16 protein-coding genes and 3 pseudogenes are annotated in these 17,433 nt (G+C 70.1%); 12 read left to right on the forward strand and 7 right to left on the reverse strand.

Annotated elements, in window-relative coordinates; genetic code table 11:
• Positions 1-65: 65 nt before the first annotated feature.
• Positions 66-470: an SsgA family sporulation/cell division regulator gene (locus tag OG447_RS10590; RefSeq protein ID WP_266936231.1), complete on the reverse strand. Its 405-nt coding sequence runs from the start codon at positions 468-470 to the stop codon at positions 66-68.
• Between the two features lie 169 nt (positions 471-639).
• Here OG447_RS10590 and OG447_RS10595 point away from each other — a divergent pair, with 169 nt between their 5' ends.
• The 4 genes from OG447_RS10595 to OG447_RS10610 all read left to right on the forward strand — a co-directional run bounded on the left by OG447_RS10595 (position 640) and on the right by OG447_RS10610 (position 4,587).
• Positions 640-1,692, forward strand: a complete 1,053-nt coding sequence (locus tag OG447_RS10595) for an energy-coupling factor ABC transporter permease (RefSeq protein WP_266936232.1) — start codon at positions 640-642, stop codon at positions 1,690-1,692.
• Between the two features lies 1 nt (position 1,693).
• Positions 1,694-2,455, forward strand: a complete 762-nt coding sequence (cbiQ, locus tag OG447_RS10600; protein WP_266936233.1) for a cobalt ECF transporter T component CbiQ — start codon at positions 1,694-1,696, stop codon at positions 2,453-2,455.
• Complete coding sequence (locus OG447_RS10605) at positions 2,443-3,243, forward strand: energy-coupling factor ABC transporter ATP-binding protein (protein ID WP_266936234.1); 801 nt, start codon at positions 2,443-2,445, stop codon at positions 3,241-3,243. The genes cbiQ and OG447_RS10605 overlap by 13 nt, the downstream gene beginning before the upstream one ends.
• A gap of 174 nt (positions 3,244-3,417) precedes the next feature.
• A complete protein-coding gene (locus OG447_RS10610) occupies positions 3,418-4,587 on the forward strand; it encodes a serine hydrolase domain-containing protein (protein WP_266936235.1) in 1,170 nt (389 codons plus the stop codon).
• A gap of 33 nt (positions 4,588-4,620) precedes the next feature.
• Here OG447_RS10610 and OG447_RS10615 read toward each other — a convergent pair whose 3' ends face one another.
• Positions 4,621-5,097: a YbaK/EbsC family protein gene (locus OG447_RS10615; protein ID WP_266936236.1), complete on the reverse strand. Its 477-nt coding sequence runs from the start codon at positions 5,095-5,097 to the stop codon at positions 4,621-4,623.
• Between the two features lie 204 nt (positions 5,098-5,301).
• Between OG447_RS10615 and OG447_RS10620 the strand changes: the two genes are divergently transcribed.
• Complete coding sequence (locus tag OG447_RS10620; RefSeq protein ID WP_266936237.1) at positions 5,302-5,490, forward strand: hypothetical protein; 189 nt, start codon at positions 5,302-5,304, stop codon at positions 5,488-5,490.
• 384 nt (positions 5,491-5,874) lie between these two features.
• On the forward strand, positions 5,875-6,858 hold the full coding sequence (locus OG447_RS10625; protein WP_266936238.1) for a hypothetical protein: 984 nt from the start codon (positions 5,875-5,877) through the stop codon (positions 6,856-6,858).
• Between the two features lie 234 nt (positions 6,859-7,092).
• Here OG447_RS10625 and OG447_RS10630 read toward each other — a convergent pair whose 3' ends face one another.
• Together OG447_RS10630 and OG447_RS10635 are read right to left on the reverse strand one after the other, a co-directional pair.
• The gene (locus tag OG447_RS10630) at positions 7,093-8,736 is read right to left on the reverse strand and encodes a penicillin-binding transpeptidase domain-containing protein (protein ID WP_266936239.1); all 1,644 of its coding nucleotides are present in this window, start codon (positions 8,734-8,736) and stop codon (positions 7,093-7,095) included.
• Positions 8,737-8,935: 199 nt separating this feature from the next.
• The gene (locus OG447_RS10635) at positions 8,936-9,118 is read right to left on the reverse strand and encodes a hypothetical protein (RefSeq protein ID WP_266938982.1); all 183 of its coding nucleotides are present in this window, start codon (positions 9,116-9,118) and stop codon (positions 8,936-8,938) included.
• A 90-nt stretch (positions 9,119-9,208) separates the two neighbouring features.
• On the opposite strand from OG447_RS10635, the gene OG447_RS10640 reads away from it, so the two are divergent.
• Entirely contained in the window at positions 9,209-9,910 is a 702-nt protein-coding gene (locus OG447_RS10640) for a hypothetical protein (RefSeq protein WP_266936240.1), read from the forward strand.
• Between the two features lies 1 nt (position 9,911).
• Here OG447_RS10640 and OG447_RS10645 read toward each other — a convergent pair.
• Positions 9,912-10,793, reverse strand: a pseudogene (locus tag OG447_RS10645) (tyrosine-type recombinase/integrase).
• Positions 10,794-10,855: 62 nt separating this feature from the next.
• Positions 10,856-11,044 (reverse strand): annotated as a pseudogene (locus tag OG447_RS10650) (helix-turn-helix transcriptional regulator); the annotation flags it as partial.
• Between the two features lie 1,174 nt (positions 11,045-12,218).
• Here OG447_RS10650 and OG447_RS10655 point away from each other — a divergent pair.
• Both OG447_RS10655 and OG447_RS10660 read left to right on the forward strand, forming a co-directional pair.
• A complete protein-coding gene (locus OG447_RS10655) occupies positions 12,219-12,674 on the forward strand; it encodes a hypothetical protein (RefSeq protein ID WP_266936241.1) in 456 nt (151 codons plus the stop codon).
• 105 nt (positions 12,675-12,779) lie between these two features.
• Positions 12,780-12,890, forward strand: a pseudogene (locus OG447_RS10660) (IS5/IS1182 family transposase); the annotation flags it as partial.
• Between the two features lie 210 nt (positions 12,891-13,100).
• Here OG447_RS10660 and OG447_RS10665 read toward each other — a convergent pair.
• Positions 13,101-14,870: a dolichyl-phosphate-mannose--protein mannosyltransferase gene (locus OG447_RS10665; RefSeq protein ID WP_266936242.1), complete on the reverse strand. Its 1,770-nt coding sequence runs from the start codon at positions 14,868-14,870 to the stop codon at positions 13,101-13,103.
• Between the two features lie 161 nt (positions 14,871-15,031).
• On the opposite strand from OG447_RS10665, the gene rsmI reads away from it, so the two are divergent.
• The 3 genes from rsmI (at position 15,032) to OG447_RS10680 (ending at position 17,416) form a co-directional block, all read left to right on the forward strand.
• On the forward strand, positions 15,032-15,880 hold the full coding sequence (gene rsmI / locus OG447_RS10670; protein ID WP_266938825.1) for a 16S rRNA (cytidine(1402)-2'-O)-methyltransferase: 849 nt from the start codon (positions 15,032-15,034) through the stop codon (positions 15,878-15,880).
• Positions 15,881-16,040: 160 nt separating this feature from the next.
• A complete protein-coding gene (locus tag OG447_RS10675) occupies positions 16,041-16,532 on the forward strand; it encodes a hypothetical protein (RefSeq protein ID WP_266936243.1) in 492 nt (163 codons plus the stop codon).
• 11 nt (positions 16,533-16,543) lie between these two features.
• Positions 16,544-17,416, forward strand: a complete 873-nt coding sequence (locus OG447_RS10680) for a TatD family hydrolase (RefSeq protein ID WP_266936244.1) — start codon at positions 16,544-16,546, stop codon at positions 17,414-17,416.
• Positions 17,417-17,433: the final 17 nt, after the last annotated feature.

Genomic DNA, 17,433 nt, shown 5'->3' on the forward strand with positions numbered 1-17,433 from the left:
ACGGCTGACGACCCCGGCCCCGTACCGCCTGATCCTCAGGTGGTACGGGGCCGGGGTCGTTGCGCCTATCGGGTGGCGGCGGGGGCGTACGTACGGCGCAGGAAGCGGCGCAGGGCGGCGATGTCGAACTGGATCACGGCGACCCCGTCAGGGGAGTGGAACTCGACGACCGCCTGCACGCGGCCGCACGGCCAGACGCGGACGTCCCCGGTGCCGGTCGGGGCCAGCAGGCCCGCCTCCAGCAGGGCGAGGGGGAAGACCCACTCGTTGTCGGTGCCCTCGGGGGACAGGTCGGCGGGGAAGACGATCCGTACGGCCAGCGGCTCGGCGGGGACGAAGCGAAGGACGACCGGAATCTTCCGGTAGAGCGGGTCGTCGGTGATCACGCGCGCGCTCACGCGTTCCTCGATGAGAGCGACCGTCGCGGTGGCGGTCCGGGTGGCAGGGGGATTCTCGGCGGTCGCTGACATCGACACGACTCCTCGAAATCGGAACCTTTGACTCCGTTTGTCCGTCCAGCCTCGCACATTCCGACGAAACCGCGCGGCTCTATTTGTGACGTGAGCGCTCTTGCCAACGGTTTGCAAGTGGGCACTATTCTTGAACGGCTAAAGACTGCATAAGAAGCGGAGCCACTCCATGCACGTGCCCGACGGATTCATCAACGCACCCGTCTCGGTGGCCGCCGGAGTGGCGGCCGCCGCCGCGGTGGCCGTCAGCCTCCGCGGCGCCCGCCGGGAGCTGGACGAGCGCACCGCGCCGCTCGCCGGCCTCGTCGCCGCCTTCATCTTCGCCGTCCAGATGCTGAACTTCCCGGTCGCCGCCGGCACCAGCGGCCACCTGCTCGGCGGGGCGCTCGCCGCCATACTCGTCGGCCCCTACACGGGTGTGCTGTGCGTGTCCGTGGTCCTCCTCATGCAGGGCATCCTCTTCGCCGACGGCGGCCTGACCGCCCTCGGCGTCAACATCACCGTCATGGGCGTCGTCACCGTGGTCGTGGCCTACGCCCTCTTCCGCGGGCTGCTCAAGGTGCTGCCGCGCACCCGCCGCTCCGTGACCGGCGCCGCCTTCGCCGGAGCCCTGATCTCGGTACCGGCCTCGGCCACCGCCTTCACCCTCCTCTACGCCGTCGGCGGGACCACCGACGTGGCCACCGGCAAGGTGCTCACGGCCATGGTCGGCGTGCACGTGCTCATCGGTATCGGCGAGGCCGCCATCACCGCCGCCACCGTGGGCGCCGTGATCGCCGTCCGGCCCGACCTCGTCCACGGGGCCCGCGGGCTGACCGCGCCGCTGAAGCTGCGCGTCGGCGGAGAGCTCGTCGACGCCCCCGCCACCGCCCCTGAGCCGGTCGCTGCCCGGTCCACCGGCAAGGTCTGGGCCACCGGCCTGATCGCCGCCCTCGCCCTCGCCGGGATCGTCTCCTCCTTCGCCTCGGGCAGCCCCGACGGCCTGGAGAAGGTCGCCGCCGACCAGGGCATCGACGCCAAGGCCGACGAGTACACGCACGCCACCGCCGACTCGCCGCTCGCCGACTACGCGATCAAGGACGTCGCGAACGAGAGCCTCTCCGTCGGCCTCGCGGGCGTCATCGGCGTCGGCGCGACCGTGGCCGTCGGCTCCGGAGTCTTCTGGGTGGTGCGCCGCCGCCGTACCGAAGAGCCCGCCGCGGCCGAGCCCTCGGCGGTCTGACATGGGCGCGGGCCACGCCCACCGTCTCTACCGGCCCGGTAACTCACCGGTCCACGCACTGCCGCCGCACTGCAAGCTCGCCGCGACCTTCGCGTTCGTGGTGGTCGTCGTGTCCACACCGCGCGAGGCGGTGTGGGCCTTCGGCCTGTACGCCCTCCTCATCGGCGGGGTCGCGGCCGTGGCCCGGATCCCGGCCGGCTTCCTGCTGAAGCGGCTGCTGATCGAGGTCCCGTTCGTGGCCTTCGCCGTCCTGATGCCCTTCGTGGCCGAGGGCGAGCGGGTGGATGTACTCGGGGTCCCTCTCAGCGTCTCGGGTCTGTGGGGCGCCTGGAACGTGCTGGCCAAGGGCACCCTCGGCGTGGCCGCGTCCGTCCTGCTCGCCTCCACCACCGAACTGCGGGCACTGCTGCTGGGGCTCCAGCGGCTGAAACTGCCGCCGCTGCTCGTACAGATCGCCACCTTCATGATCCGCTACGGGGACGTGATCACCGATGAGCTGCGCCGGATGTCCATCGCCCGCCGCTCGCGCGGGTTCGAAGCCCGCGGCATCCGGCACTGGGGGGTGCTGGCCAAGACGGCAGGCGCGCTGTTCATCCGCTCCTACGAGCGGGGCGAGCGCGTCTACCTCGCGATGGTCAGCCGCGGCTACGCCGGCTCGATGCCGGTGATCGACGACGTAGCGGCCACGCGCGGCCAGTGGGCCTACGCGGCCGTGCTCCCGGTGACGGCGCTCGCCGTCTGTCTGATCGGATGGACCCTGTGACCACGCCTTCCGCCACCCCGCCCGCGGCGCCGGCCCCCTCCCTGGAGGTCTCCGGCCTCGCCTACGCCTACCCCGACGGCCACCAGGCCCTCTTCGGCGTCGACCTGACCGTCGGGCACGGCGAGCGGGTCGCCCTGCTCGGCCCCAACGGCGCCGGGAAGACCACCCTGGTGCTGCACCTCAACGGCATCCTGACCGGTGGGGTCGGCTCCGTGACCGTGGCCGGGCTGCCGGTGGCGAAGCGGAACCTCGCCGAGATCAGGCGCCGGGTCGGGATCGTCTTCCAGGACCCCGACGACCAGCTGTTCATGCCGACCGTGCGGGAGGACGTCGCCTTCGGCCCGGCGGCGGCCGGAATGCGCGGCGCCGAGCTGGAGGAGCGGGTCCGGGACGCCCTGGAGCAGGTCGGCATGGCGGACTTCGCCGACCGGCCGCCGCACCACCTGTCCTTCGGCCAGCGCCGCCGGGTCGCGGTGGCCACCGTCCTGGCCATGCGGCCCGAGATCCTCGTCCTCGACGAGCCCTCGTCCAATCTGGACCCGGCCTCGCGCCGCGAGCTCGCGGACATCCTGCGCTCCCTGGACGTGACCGTCCTGATGGTCACGCACGACCTCCCGTACGCGCTGGAGCTCTGCCCGCGGGCCGTGGTCCTCAGCCAGGGGGTCATCGCGGCGGACGGACGCACGCAGGCGCTCCTGTGCGACGAGGAGCTGATGCGGGCCCACCGCCTGGAGCTCCCCTTCGGCTTCGACCCCCGCATTCCCCTTTTGACGCGCCCCTCGCACTGATCGGCGCCGGCGCGCCTCCAGGGCTTCGGGGCCGCTGCGCCGGACTCCGTCCGCCGGTCGTGGCCGGGCTCGGTGGGCTGCTTCAGGGGACCCGGGAAGCAGGGCCGTCCGGCGGGCGTTGCATTCTGTCGTGGGCGCCGTCGGGGCGTCGCGGCAGGGTGCTGGGAGTCAGGCGTGGATGTCCACGGGATGGTGGCGGAGGGCTTCGAGCCCGTCAGGGACGCGTTCGTACGCAACTTCGAGGTGCTCGGGGACCGGGGCGCGGCGGTCGCCGTGTACCGGGACGGCCGCAAGGTCGTGGACTTGTGGGGCGGAACCAAGGACGCGCAGGGCACCGAGCCCCGGCCCCCCTGGACCGAGGACACCGCCCAGATCGTGCGCTCCGCGACCAAGGGCGTGGCCGCGGCCGTCCCCCTGCTGCTGCACCAGCGCGGACTGCTCGACCTGGACGCGCCGGTGGGCTCGTACTGGCCGGAGTTCAAGACGGGCGGCAAGGACCGGACCCTGGTCCGCGACCTGCTCGCGCACCGCGCGGGCGTTCCGGCGCTGGACCGGGGACTGACCGTGGCCGAGGCCGTCGACGGGGTCAGCGGCCCGCGCGCGGTCGCCGCGCAGCAGCCGTTCTGGCAGCCCGGCACCGACCACGGCTACCACGCGCAGACCTACAGCTGGCTGCTGTCCGAGCTGGTGCTGCGGGCGACGGGCCGCACGGTCGGCGGGATCCTCGCCGAGGAGATCGCGGAGCCGCTGGGCCTGGACTTCTGGATCGGCCTGCCGGAGAACGAGGTGCACCGGGTGGGACGGGTGGCCCCCGTGGACCCGCCCGAGAGCGCGGGCATGCTCAGGACCCGGCCGAGGAGAAACGTTTCCGAGGCCTACGCCGACCCGGACTCCCTCACCCGCCGCGCCTTCGCCGCCATCGATCCGCTGCCGGACGAGAACGACCCCGCCTACCGGGCCGCCGAACTGCCGGCCTCGGCGGGCATCGGCACCGCCCGCGCCCTCGCCCGCTTCTACGCGGCCACCATCGGGGTGGTGGAGGACGGCGCCCGGATCTTCACCCAGGCCACCACCGCCCTCGCCGGGCGGGAGCTCTCCTCCGGCCCGGACCGGGTCCTGGTGGTGAACACCCGATTCGGCCCCGGCTACATGCTGCACGGCCCGGCGTCCCCGCTGCTGTCCCCGGCCTCCTTCGGCCACCCGGGCCGCGGCGGTTCGCTGGCCTTCGCGGACCCGGAGGAGGGCATCGGCTTCGGTTACGTGACGAACGCCCACGCCAAGTCCGTCACGGCCGACCCCCGCGCCCAGGCCCTCGTACGGGCCCTCCGCGCGGCCCTGGCCTAGTGCTGTGGCCGGCAAACCTTTCCGGCCACAGCACTAGCCGGCCTCCCGTACGTCGGAGAGTGTGGCCCCCGCGTAGTCGATGAGCTGGTACGGCCCCATCGGGAACACCGTGTTCGGGGTGCCGGCCGCCGCCCAGACCACGTCGTGGTCCAGCAGCCGCCGGTCGGCGAGCACGCGGGTGCGGGTGCGGTGCCCGAAGGGCGGGACCCCGCCGATGGCGTAGCCGGTGGTCTCGCGGACCACGGCGGCGTCCGCCCGCGTCACCTTCCCGGCGCCGAGCTCCCGGCGTACCGCCTCGACGTCGACCCGCGAGGCCCCGTCCATCAGGACCAGCACCGGGACCCCGTCGGCGGCGAAGATCAGCGACTTGACGATCTGGCTCAGCTCGCAGCCGATCGCGGCTGCCGCGTCGGCCGCGGTACGGGTCCCCTCGGGGAAGGTCCGGACGGTGAGTTCGAGGCCCAGCCCGGCCAGGGCCTCGGCGAACAAGGGGTGCGTGGACGTCGTCATACGGGGACGCTAGCGCCGCGCGGGCCAGCCGAGCGAGCGGTTTCCCCTCCTGTGCTCCCCGTTGTCGTAGCTCGTCGAGCCGAGCGATTCCGTTACGTTTCGCGGTGGACCGATGTACTCGGTCAGACCGTGGCGCCGATCCGCTGGGCGAACCGGCGCAGGCCTGGGATCTCGCAGCCGGCGCCGGGCACCACCGTCCGCGCGATGGAAGCCCCCGAGCACTTGGCCGTGGGAGTTCTTGCCCGGTACGGCACCTTCACCGACGCGTTTCCCGGCCACGCCTACGTACGCCCCCTCGGCGGTGGCCGTGAGTGGATCGCCGCCCCGGAGTACCTGCGTCCCGCGACCTGGCCGGAGACGGCCGCCGTCCGGATGCAGGAGTGGACGGGGTGACCGGCCGCCCGGTCCTCGGTCCGATCCGAGGAGGTGGGCGCCGCACCGTCGACCACCCGTTGACCGGCCGCCAGGTCCGCGACATCGCATCCGGGCAGACCGGCGAGCTGATGGAGGCCACGGAGGAGTGGCACGGCGGCCGCATCCTGCGCCTGGCGCACATCCGCCCTCCCGGCGGCGGCGTCGCAACCAGTGAGCGCCGCCCGGATCGGCGACCTCGTAGAGGACGGCCCCGGCGGCGTGCCGGCCGCGCAGGCCCGCTGGGTCGGGTCGGAAGCCATGGCTGTCGCGTCGATCACCCGGCTGCCGGTCCTGCCTTAGCAGCAAACCAACAACTGTCACTTAAGGTGACTTAAAGATTACTTACTGCAATCTGGAGAAGAGATGCTCAGACGTCAGCTCAGTGCCGTGGCCTTGGCTGTGCCGATGGTCGCCGTGCTCGGTATCGGAAGCGCGGCAGGCGCGGAACCCCAGGTATCCATCCCGTGCGATGTCGCCGCGCTCAACAGCGCGATCATCGCGGCGAACAACAACACCGGCCCGCAGACCATCCGGCTCGCGCCCAGATGTGTCTACAACGTCCAGACTCCGGCGTCGACCGGCGGGCTCGGCGCCAACGCCCTGCCGAGGATCACAGGCACGGTCACGCTGCTGGGTCGTAACACCACCATCCGACGGGACCCCGACGCCTCCGAGGGCTTTCGCATCGCGGAGATCGACGGCCCGAATGGACGTCTGACCGTCGACGGTGTCACCGCGACCGGCGGCGGCTATCTCGAATACGCCGGCACCTATCTGCCCACCGACGGAGCGACGCTCATCCTCCGGCACAGCGCCGTGACCAACAGCACGGCGAACTACGGGGGCGCCATCTTCGTCAATCAAGGCAGCACCCTCGAAGTGCACGACAGCGTCCTGCGGAACAGTGCGGCGCAGCAGGGAGGCGCCGTCTACAACGGGCCGCGCAGCACCACCCTGCTCATGCGCACCCGTGTGGAGGGGAACCAGGCCACGGCGTTCGGGGGCGGCATCTTCACCGCCGGGGCCTCTCTGACCATCAAGAACTCGCACATCGGCGCCAATCGCGCCTTCGATCAGGGCGGCGGAATCTACAACGACCGAGCCCCGATGGACATCTCCTCGACGACCATCGCCGACAACCGTGCAGGCCTCATGGGCGGCGGTATCGCCAATTACGGCAGCAGTACGCTGACGAAAACAACGGTGCGGCGCAACAGCGCGCTCAATGGCGGCGGCATCTGGCAAGCGCCATCCCCCAGCGTCCTGAACCTCGTCAACAGCCAGATCGTCGACAACACGCCCAACAACTGCCGCCCTGTCGGGTCGGTCCCCGCCTGTACGTCCTGACCGCGGAGCGGGGCGCATCGACGGTGCGGCCCTCGGTGATCGGTGATCCGGGGGAGAGGGCGGAGGAGGCGGAGTAGTCCGAGTAGTCGGCCCAGCCCTTTGCGGTCAATGGCCTGGTGGGTCGATGCCTCAAATTTCTGCGGTGCCCCTGAGACGCCGCTGTCCGCCGGGCGGAGTCCGGCGCAGCGGTCCGCCCGTGAGGCGCTCCCGGCGCCTCACGGTGCGAGGGCGGCGTCAGGAAGAGGAAAGGACCGACGCGACGATCGGGCCCGCCGCGTCGCCGCCGTGGCCGCCGCCCTCGACCATCGCCGCCGCGGCCATGTCGCCGCTGAAGCCCGTGAACCAGCTGTCCGGGCTGCCCCCGCCGCCGACCTCCGCCGAGCCGGTCTTCGCGCCCTTGTCGCCGCCGACCGAGGCCATCGCCTTCTGGCCGGTGCCCTCGGTGGCCGTCAGCCGCATCATCGAGACCAGCTGCTGCTGCACCGCGGGCTTCATCCGGCGCTGAGCCGTCGCGATCGTGCGGCCGTCGAGCTCGGGGGAGACCAACAGCGGCTGGCGGAAGACCCCGGTGCGGGCGGTCGCGGTGATGGAGGCGACGTTCAGCGGGTTCATGGTGATCTGGCCCTGCCCGATGTACGCGGCGGCGGCCTCCGCGCCCGTCGCCGCCGGGACCTTGCCGTCGGTGGACTTCACGCCGGTCTTCCAGTCCAGGCCGATGCCGAAGACCTCCTTGGCCTCCTTCGACAGTGCGGAGTCGTCGTCGACGGGCTTGATCTGCTTGATGAAGGCGGTGTTGCAGGACTTGGCGAAGCTGGTCGCGAAGGTGGTGCCCGCCGGCAGGTCGAAGTTCTTCAGGTTGTGGAAGGGGCGGCCGCCCCAGGACACGGTCTTCGGGCAGTCCGCGGGCTTGTCGGCCGCCACCATGCCGCGGTCCAGCAGCATCGCCGCCGTCACGATCTTCATGGTGGAGCCCGGCGCCCGGGTGCCGGCCATCGCCGCGTTGTACCCGTCCTGGCGGTGGTTGGCGACGGCCAGGATGTGCCCGGTGCTCGGCTTGACCGCGACCACGGAGGCCTCCGGGAACCTCGCGACCGCCTTCTCGGCCGCCGCCTGCACCTTCGCGTCCAGGTACGTCTTGAGGACGCTCGGCTCCCCCTCCACCAGGGTCAGCAGGGTCCGCTTGGGCGTGTTCGCGACGGCCGGCTCGATCCAGACCTCGGCGCCGGTCTTGCCGCCCGCCTTGCTGCCGTACGTCTCGCGGAGCTGGTCGAGGAGGGGGCGCAGCGAGGGGTACTTCTCCGCCGTCAGCTCCTCGTCGTTGCGGTCGACCAGTTTGACGGGCGGGCTCGCCGGGGCGCCCGCGCGCAGCTTCTCGTCCTTCTGGAGCTCCGGGTGGATCACCGAGGGCTGCCAGTCGACCAGCGGCTTGCCGCTGGTGACCCCGCGGACCACGGTCAGCCGGGACTCGTAGGCGAGGGGCTTGGTGGTGCCCTCGTAGGTGATCTCCGCGGCGACCGTGAAGGGGACGGTGTCGCCCTTCGCCGCCCCGGGGGTGATCACCGCCTTGGAGATGTACGCCTTGGCCTTGTAGTCGGCTACGGCCGTCTGGGCGGCCGTAGCGTTGTTCGTCAGGTCGGCGGCCGTCCGGTCGTCGCCCGCCGCCCATGCGGCGAGGAAGGCCTTGGCCGTCTCGGCGGTCTCCTTCTCGGTGACCGGGCCGCTGCCCTTCTCCGGACGGTAGGCGGCGTCACCGGCCTTGGTGCTGGTCCCGCCTTCGCCGCCCGCGTCCCCCACCAGCGCGTACACCCCGTACCCGGCCCCGCCGAGCATCGCGAGAAACACCCCGCCGATGACGGCGCCCTTCGCTGCCCCGTTCATTAACGTCCCTCCCCCGGACCTCAGTTCTCTGAACATGTTCAAAGAACTCGTGGTGCAGACCTTACGCTGCGCTGACACACCAGTAGGACTTTGTTACCGGACCGGAACATGTCAAGTGGCCGCCTCCGGCCCCCGGATGGCGGATGGCCCGGCACCTGGAGGTGCCGGGCCATCCGCGTTCTCGCTGCTGTTCTCGCTTCTAGACCCAGGTGTCCAGCCACATGCGGCCGCGCCAGGAGTCCATCGGGAGGGTCTGGCCCGTGTAGATCGGCCAGAAGTAGATGAAGCCTCCTGGGACAAGGGGCGTAGTGACCTGACCAGCGGCGGAGCTGTCGGCGCGGGTCCTGCGGCGGCCGCTGGGCCGTCTCTGGGCCGTGATCACGCGCTTGGCTGCATTCTCACCTGCCATCCGCGTCAAGCAGGTGCGTGAATGCTGCTTCGGGGGTCGGCAGTCGAAGCTACACTCAGCGCCATGCAGCGGGGTGGGGTTACAGAGCGGGTTTCTGCCGGTTCGGCGGCTGTTTTCACTGGTTTAGTAGCCGATACGGCGGCCGTTGTCGCGCTGCTGGCATCGGATACCTTTCGGAGATGGTGCAAGGACTATTGGATTATTCCGACAGGTCTCAGCCTTCTCCTGGTTTACGTGGTGATCGCGCTGCTGGAAGCCAATTCGAGGAAGGCCGGAGAGCTGCGCATCCTCAGGGATACATTAAGGGAGCCGAGTCAGCATGACCGCACTCTCTTTTCTACAGTCACAGCCTCACTTCATCCTGATGGGAGGACTGTGGAGTGGCTCAAGCATGGCTTCATCTGCACGAGCTTCGAGGGCTCGCTGATGGGCCCGCTTGACGCTCTACAGAGGAGTCGGCTTCGGGACCCGCGCGGGTTCGATAGTGCAGAAATTGAGCCTGTATACCGAGAGCTTTCCGCCTGCATCATGCGGTTTACCAGAGTCGTAAATCAGCACATGTGGTCCGATTACCCGGATAACCCGTCTAGGCTGGCTATCCCGAGAGAGTGGGAAGTCTCTGACCCCGAGCGCTACGAGGGCGCAATGGACGATCTGAATGCGCGCTCGCTCGAATTGGTGGAAGCCTATGACGCATTTCTCCTCACAGCGCAGCGAAACGGTGTGACTGAGGTTGGCGCGGAGATTGGCTCGCCTGTCGTCTGATCTAGAACACGTCCATGCCGAAAACATCGTCAAGAGCCCTTCGGGTGCGCCCCTCGCTGCTCGGCATCAGGTGCGTGTACGTCCGCAGCGTGAAGCCCGGGTCGGCGTGGCCGAGGTATTGGCTCAGGGCTCGGATGTTCTCGCCGGCGTCCAGCAGGACGGACGCGTAGAAGTGCCGCAGTGCGTGCATGCCGTGCTGAGGGGCGGAAGCGTACCGCTCACCCTCCTTCGCTGGCGGGATGATGCCCGCGACTGCGAGGGCGGGCTTCCACATGTGGTCGTTGAAACCGCTGACCCTGACGAAGCTGCCGCGCAGGCTGGGGAAGACGAGCGACTTCGTCACCGGCGGACCGTCGGGCGTCCGCCAAGGCAGGTGACCGTTACGGCGCGGTGGAGCTTGGAGTGCGCGCGCAGGGCCGCCGCCACGGACCCGGGCAGCGGAACAGAGCGCGCCTTGGCGCCCTTCGGCGGGGCGAAAACGTATTTCCCCCGGATGCGCTTGAGCTGGTGCTCCACACGCAGCCATTCGCCTTCGTAGTCGATCTCCTCGTCGGAAAGCCCGAATACCTCGCCCTGTCGCAGGCCGCAACCACTGGCAATGTCGACAGTCGTCCGCAGATGCCGGGGCAGGGCGGCCCGTACCGCCAGCACCTGTGCGGTGGTCCACGGCGTGACGCGAGGCGTGGCGGGCTTGGTTCAGCCACAGCTCGGCGAGTCGCTTCTGCTTGTCCGGGAACGACTTGCTCTTCTCGGTGCCGTCGGGACCGATGTACCGGGCGCGGTAGCGCGCGCCGGTGCCGTACCTGTCGGTCTTGACCCGGACCGACTTTCCTTCGGGGCCGCGTTCGGCCTTGTACCACCGGTCTTGGATGTGGCCTGCCACGTGGGGCCTTTCTGAGATGCACTGAGGGCGGGGCCCGGGTGGGCCCGCCCTCAGTGGTTGGGTTAGGCGGCTTGGCTGATGTCCTTGCGCTTCTGCTCGGCGATCCAGTCGTAGAGGTCGGCAGGGTCGTAGCGGGTGTGCTTGCCGACGCGGAACCCGGGCGGCCCGGTCCGCTTCTTGCGCCACTGGTAGAGGGTCTCTACGGGGACGTCGAGGATTTCGGCGACGTCGTCGGGGTTGAGGTAACGGTCGTGGCGCGCTTGACTGCTCTATTGGAGCGCGACAGTTCTTCACGGAGCGATTTCAGCTCGAATCTACCCGGATTTATGGCTTTGAGGGACGATAGGTACTGAGCTCTGATTGCTAGTCGAGCTTCCTCGGTAATTGGGCTTCCGCAATGAGTCTCCACCTCGTCAACGAGGCGGTCGACGAAATCCTGAGGGGCGAGGCGCCTTCCGCTCAAGTAGCGGGAAACTGCCGACTTGTCCAGATGGACTCGATACGCATAAGCAGACTGCGAGACGCCGAGAGTGTTGAACAGACGCAGCAACACGTTGCCAAGGGCGACAACCTCAGCTACATCACCGGTCTCTACCGGCCCCGAAGTGCCTGGTCGGCGGGCGAGTTCATCCATGCGACCCCCACAGTTCGCGATGCCATCCAGTCGGCAACAGTTGCCAACTGTCGCAACGTACCCGATGGCCTGCAGGGTCAAGGCCAGATCCGAACACCGAAGGGAGTCAACACGTATGACGGCAAGTTGGACGGCGCTGGCTGGCGGACTTCGCTGGATGCAGAGGACGGTAATCGTCTTGATCGCGGCGGTGCCGGTGATGGTCGTGACGTTGGCATTCGTGCCAGCACTCCTAGTCCTCCCGTTCTTTCCGTCCAGGGCCGCAGGGTCCCTCGATATGGTGCGGCAACTAGGCGCTTGGACAAAGGTTGTGGTGCTGGCGAGTCGAGACAGGTAAACGCGCGTGGCGATCAGCCGCAGCTGTAGCTGACCAGACGGCCTCAACGGACCGGGCGGTCTCTGGGTCGTAGCGGGGTGGCCCGACCTACGACCCCTCGGGTGCTGGTCTCGCCGGGGCTTCCTTTGAACGCGCCGCTGGCCGGAGTACGGGCGGGTTCCAGGGCCTGACCGAGTCGCCGCAGATTTTCGGGCCTTGGCAGCACTAGCTCCGAACCGCTCCATGGCCTCAGTTGACCGATCCACTTTGGATCGCATTCATCATTGAATCGTGCGCGAAATGTAAAATCCTGCCGACTTGCGATCAGGATTGCGGAGTGCTGCTCTGGAATAGGCAGGGGGTAAGGGGCTAAATGATCCGGGCCCGAATGGGTGGCGTTCAGCCGAAGTAGGGGGACGACGCGTCGTGTGACGACGGGATGCCCCGCGCTGCGACCCGCTATCGGAGGTTCACGATGACACAGGTCTCTTCTGCCCGCATTCCACTACGCCAGATCATGGCCGTGCTCTTGACGGCCGCCCTGACGCTCTCCCTCTCGGTGGTGCTCACCGTCACCTCGACGAAGGAAGCAGCCGCCTTGTGCTCCGCCAACCGGTTCAACGGAACGTGGCGCTCGTCCGACGCGAGGCTGAAGCGTATCGACATATGGCAGGGAGAGGACTGCCACCTGTACGCCAGGGCCTGGTCCGTCTGCAAGAACGACTCGTCGCATATCTGCAGCTGGGGAAACAGGAGAATGGGAGACAGTCCCGAGCCGAACTTCCAGTTCGTCGGATACAACTGGAGCAACGCCGATGAGGTGCTGCACCTGCGGATGCAGGACAGGTCTCACATCTCGGTGTGGGACAGCACCGACTACCACAACGGTAAGAAGGTCAGCTTCACGGTCGCGATGTACAAGAGCCGTTGAGCCCGCGAAGGGCAGCAACTCCGCCCGCGCCGCTACTGGACGAGACCCCCTACCAAGACAGGTGGGGGCCTCGCCGCTCGTCCCCCGCCCCCGCCCCCGACAGGATGCGAACCGCGCCGGGGTGGGCCCCTGTTCGCCGACCGTGCCTACACGGGTGCCGGCTCCTGGGTCACCACCGGACTCAAACGGCCACCGGGCGGCGAGCTCACCCTCACATGACCGTCATCACCAAAGCTGTCCTCATCCTGGAGGGGCAACGCTGAAAACGCTCAGTGCTACGGATCACGTCACCGCCACGGGCTGACCTCATGATGGATGCCGGGCCGTCTGTGGGCAGTCGAGGGGCGGCCCAGGACGGCCGGCGACCACCACCAACAACCACGACGGGCCCGGCACCAGGAGGTGCCGGGCCCGTCGTTTTGCCTGCTAGACCCAGGTGTCCAGCCACATGCGGCCGCGCCAGGAGTCCATCGGGAGGGTCTGGCCCGTGTAGATCGGCCAGAAGTAGATGAAGTTCCACACGATCAGCAGGACCAGCACCCCCGCCCCGATCGCGCCCAGCGCCCGCCGGCGTTCGGTCGAGCCCGCCGGGCCCAGCAGGGCGCCGATCATCATCGCCACCGCCAGGCACAGGTACGGGACGAAGACCACCGCGTAGAAGTAGAAGATGGTCCGCTCCTGGTAGTTGAACCAGGGCAGCAGGCCCGCGCCGAGCGCGCACGCGATCGCGCCCGCCCGCCAGTCGCGGCGGAAGAACCACCGCCACAGCACGTACAGCAGCGCGAAGCAGCCCGCCCACCACAGCAGCGGGGTGCCCAGGGCCAGGACCTCGCGGGCGCACTTGCCCGCCTCCGTCGCCGGGCAGCCGTCGGTGCCGGGCTCGGGGGACTCGTAGAAGTAGGAGACGGGACGGCCCAGGACCAGCCAGCTCCACGGGTTGGAGTCGTAGGTGTGCCCCGAGGTCAGGCCGACGTGGAACTTGTAGACCTCGGTCTCGTAGTGCCACAGGCTGCGCAGCCACTCCGGCAGGAACGACAGGGAGCTGCCCTGGTCGTGCTTGGCCGCCCAGTCGCGCAGGTATCCGCCCTTGCCGTTGTCGGGGCTGAAGATCCAGCCGCTCCAGGAGGCCACGTACGTCACGACCGCCACCGGGACCGTGGAGACGAAGGCGGGCACGGCGTCGCGGCGCAGCATCGCCGCGTACGGGGCGCCCGCGCCCGCGGTGCGGCGTGCGGCGGCGTCCCAGAGGACGGTGAGGACGCCGAAGAAGGCCAGGACCACGAAGCCGTTCCACTTCGTGCCGGCGGCCAGGCCCAGGCAGACCCCGGCCAGGATCCGGTACGGGCGCCAGCCCAGCCGTAGCGTCTCGGCGATCTTCAGGTCCGGCCGGAGCCGGCCCTCGTCGTCCACCGGCAGCGCGGCCGCGAGTCTGGCCCGGGTCCGGTCGCGGTCGATGAGCAGCGCCCCGAAGGCGGCGAGGACGAAGAACATCAGCACCAGGTCGAGCAGCGCGGTACGGCTCATCACCAGGTGCAGGCCGTCCACGGCGAGCAGGGCGCCCGCCAGGCAGCCGAGGAAGGTGGAGCGCAGCAGGCGGCGCCCGATCCGGCACAGCATCAGCACCGAGAGGGTGCCGAGCACGGCGGTCATGAACCGCCAGCCGAACGGGGTGAAGCCGAAGATCCACTCGCCGAGGCCGATCACCCACTTGCCGACGGGCGGGTGCACGACGTAGCCCGGGTCCAGGGGGAGGGAGATCCCGTCGGGGTTGGCGAGGATCGACTTGTCGATGTCCTTGGGCCAGCTCGCCTCGTAGCCCTGCTGGATCGTGGCCCAGGCGTCCTTGGCGTAGTACGTCTCGTCGAATATCACCGCCTTCGGGCTGCCCAGGTGCACGAACCGCAGCACCCCGGCGACCAGCGCCACCAGCAGCGGCCCCGCCCAGGCGAGGACCCGCTGCCAGGCGTCCACGGCCGAGGCGGGCACGCCGAGCGCCGTCCACAGCTGGTGGGACGGCTTGGCGTACGGGGGCACCAGGCGGGTGCGGACGTCCGCGCGCGGCTCGGCCGCGGCGGAGCGCACGTAGCCGAAGCCGCGCAGGCGGCGCAGCCAGGTGGGCGGCTCTTCCGCCCGTCCCTCCGGCGGGGCGGGAGGGGCCCCCGCGGGGCTGGGCGGAGGCGTCGCGGTACTGGTCACCGGGCCATCGTAGGGAACTGATCTGTGGGAGCCCAGTCATGCCGGGGAGCCTGCTGAAAGCGTCCCGGGGAACGGCCGGGCCCCAATGAGAGGATGGCCGGGTGACAACTGACCAGCCCCGCGGTACCGAACCCGTCCACCCGGCCCCCGGCGCGGCGGGTGTGCTCGTCCTCGCCGGCACCCCCATCGGCGATCTCGCCGACGCCCCGCCCCGGCTCGCGGCCGAGCTGGAACGGGCCGACGTGGTCGCCGCCGAGGACACCCGGCGGCTGCGCCGGCTGACCCAGGGGATCGGCGTGCACACCACCGGCCGGGTCCTGTCGTACTTCGAGGGCAACGAGTCGGCGCGCACCCCGGAACTGGTCGAGGCTCTGGAGGCGGGCAAGCGGGTGCTGCTCGTCACCGACGCGGGCATGCCCTCCGTCTCCGACCCCGGCTACCGGCTGGTCGCCGCCGCGGTGGAGAAGGACATCAAGGTCACCGCCGTGCCCGGCCCCTCGGCCGTGCTCACCGCGCTCGCCCTGTCCGGGCTGCCGGTGGACCGCTTCTGCTTCGAGGGGTTCCTGCCGCGCAAGGCGGGCGAGCGCCTGGGCCGGCTGCGCGAGGTGGCCGACGAGCGGCGCACGCTCGTGTACTTCGAGGCCCCGCACCGGCTCGACGACACCCTGGCCGCGATGGCCGAGGTGTTCGGCCCGCAGCGGCGGGCCGCCGTGTGCCGCGAGCTGACGAAGACCTACGAGGAGGTCAAGCGCGGCGGCCTCGGCGAGCTGGCGGCCTGGGCGGCCGAGGGCGTGCGCGGGGAGATCACCGTCGTCGTGGAGGGCGCCGCCGCGCCCGGGCCCGGCGACGTGGACGCGGTGGAGCTGGTGCGCAGGGTGCGGGTGCGCGAGGAGGCGGGGGAGCGGCGCAAGGAGGCCATCGCGGCCGTCGCGGCCGAGGCCGGGGTACCCAAGCGGGAGGTGTTCGACGCGGTGGTGGCGGCAAAGAATGAGGCACAAAAGGTGCCGTAAGTCGGTAAAGAGCTAACCTGAAAGGCAAAGCTCAGACCGCGCACCGGGCGCTTTGGGCATGAGTCGCCCAAAGGCCGTCCAACACTAGACAGGGCCTGATGCGCTCCCGCCCGAAGAGGCGTCCACTGGCAATGGCACCAGTGGAACAAGAGGAGCTGGCATGAGTGAGATCGCAGACACCCCGGTACCCGTCTCCGCGGCCGGCGCGCCGGTCCCGGCACCTGATGTGCAGACCGTGCACGAGGCGTACTCCTTCGCCTGCATGCGGTGCGGATACGGCTGGGAGCAGGCCTACGCGATAGAGCACCACGTCGACGCCGCGGGCCGGCCGTTCATCATGTACACGGTCAAGGGTGAGCGGGTGCCCTCCCCGCTGTCGAACCTGACCTGCCTCAACTGCGGCGGCCACGTCGTACGCATCATGCGGGCGGGCCAGGTCTCCTCGGTGCTCGGCATGCTCGACCAGCTCTACCACTACCCCGTCGCGCCCGGGATCGCCGGCCCGGTGCCGGCGGGCGCGAACGTCCCCAGGACCCCGAAGCCGCGCAGGGCCACCCCGCGCCACGACGCCCCCGGGCCCGTAGCCATCGACGCGGACGAGGAGCGCCGGGGCCTGCTCTCCCGGCTGCTGGGGATCTTCCGCCGGTCATAGGATTCGGCCCTATGAGCGCTTCGAAGGACGCACCGCCGCCGCTGCCCGAACCCCTCCGGGTGGCGGTGGCGGATTCGCACACCCACCTGGACATGCAGTCCGGGACCGTCGAGGAGGGCCTGGCGAAGGCCGCCTCGGTGGGTGTGACGACCGTCGTCCAGGTGGGCTGCGACGTGAAGGGCTCCCGCTGGGCGGCCGAGACCGCCGCCGCCTACGAGAACGTCCACGCGGCCGTGGCCCTTCACCCGAACGAAGCCCCCCGCATCGTGCACGGGGACCCCGACGGCTGGTCCCGGCAGGGCGCGCGGACCGGGGGCGGCGAGGGCGCCCTGGACGACGCGCTGGCCGAGATCGAGGCGCTGGCCGCGCTGGACCACGTCAAGGCGGTCGGCGAGACCGGGCTGGACTACTTCCGCACCGGGCCCGAGGGGATGGCCGCGCAGGAGCGTTCCTTCCGCGCCCACATCGAGATCGCCAAGCGGCAGGGCAAGGCCCTGGTCATCCACGACCGCGAGGCCCACGCGGACGTCCTGCGGGTGCTGCGCGAGGAGGGCGCCCCGGAGCGGACCGTCTTCCACTGCTACTCCGGGGACGCTGCCATGGCCCGCGAGTGCGCCGCCGCCGGGTACTACATGTCCTTCGCCGGGACGGTCACCTTCAAGAACGCGGCGCCGCTGCGCGAGGCCCTCGCCGTGGCCCCGCTGGAGCTGGTCCTCGTCGAGACGGACGCGCCCTACCTCACCCCGGCCCCGTACCGCGGACGGCCCAACGCCCCGTACCTCATTCCGCTGACCGTACGGGCGATGGCGGCGGTCCGCGGCCTCGACGAGGACGCGATGGCCACGGCCCTGGCGGCCAACACGGCCCGCGCCTTCGGCTACTGAGACCGCCGGCGCCCCCG

The sequence above is a fragment of the Streptomyces sp. NBC_01408 genome (assembly GCF_026340255.1).
Classification (GTDB): Bacteria; Actinomycetota; Actinomycetes; order Streptomycetales; family Streptomycetaceae; genus Streptomyces.

Coding starts and splice junctions, on each gene's coding strand:
- OG447_RS10590 (WP_266936231.1), bottom strand. CDS start 470: ATGTCAGCGACCGCCGAGAATCCCCCTGCCACCCGGACCGCCACCGCG.
- OG447_RS10595 (WP_266936232.1), top strand. CDS start 640: ATGCACGTGCCCGACGGATTCATCAACGCACCCGTCTCGGTGGCCGCC.
- cbiQ (WP_266936233.1), top strand. CDS start 1,694: ATGGGCGCGGGCCACGCCCACCGTCTCTACCGGCCCGGTAACTCACCG.
- OG447_RS10605 (WP_266936234.1), top strand. CDS start 2,443: ATGGACCCTGTGACCACGCCTTCCGCCACCCCGCCCGCGGCGCCGGCC.
- OG447_RS10615 (WP_266936236.1), bottom strand. CDS start 5,097: ATGACGACGTCCACGCACCCCTTGTTCGCCGAGGCCCTGGCCGGGCTG.
- OG447_RS10620 (WP_266936237.1), top strand. CDS start 5,302: ATGGAAGCCCCCGAGCACTTGGCCGTGGGAGTTCTTGCCCGGTACGGC.
- OG447_RS10625 (WP_266936238.1), top strand. CDS start 5,875: ATGCTCAGACGTCAGCTCAGTGCCGTGGCCTTGGCTGTGCCGATGGTC.
- OG447_RS10630 (WP_266936239.1), bottom strand. CDS start 8,736: ATGAACGGGGCAGCGAAGGGCGCCGTCATCGGCGGGGTGTTTCTCGCG.
- OG447_RS10640 (WP_266936240.1), top strand. CDS start 9,209: ATGCAGCGGGGTGGGGTTACAGAGCGGGTTTCTGCCGGTTCGGCGGCT.
- OG447_RS10655 (WP_266936241.1), top strand. CDS start 12,219: ATGACACAGGTCTCTTCTGCCCGCATTCCACTACGCCAGATCATGGCC.
- OG447_RS10675 (WP_266936243.1), top strand. CDS start 16,041: ATGAGTGAGATCGCAGACACCCCGGTACCCGTCTCCGCGGCCGGCGCG.
- OG447_RS10680 (WP_266936244.1), top strand. CDS start 16,544: ATGAGCGCTTCGAAGGACGCACCGCCGCCGCTGCCCGAACCCCTCCGG.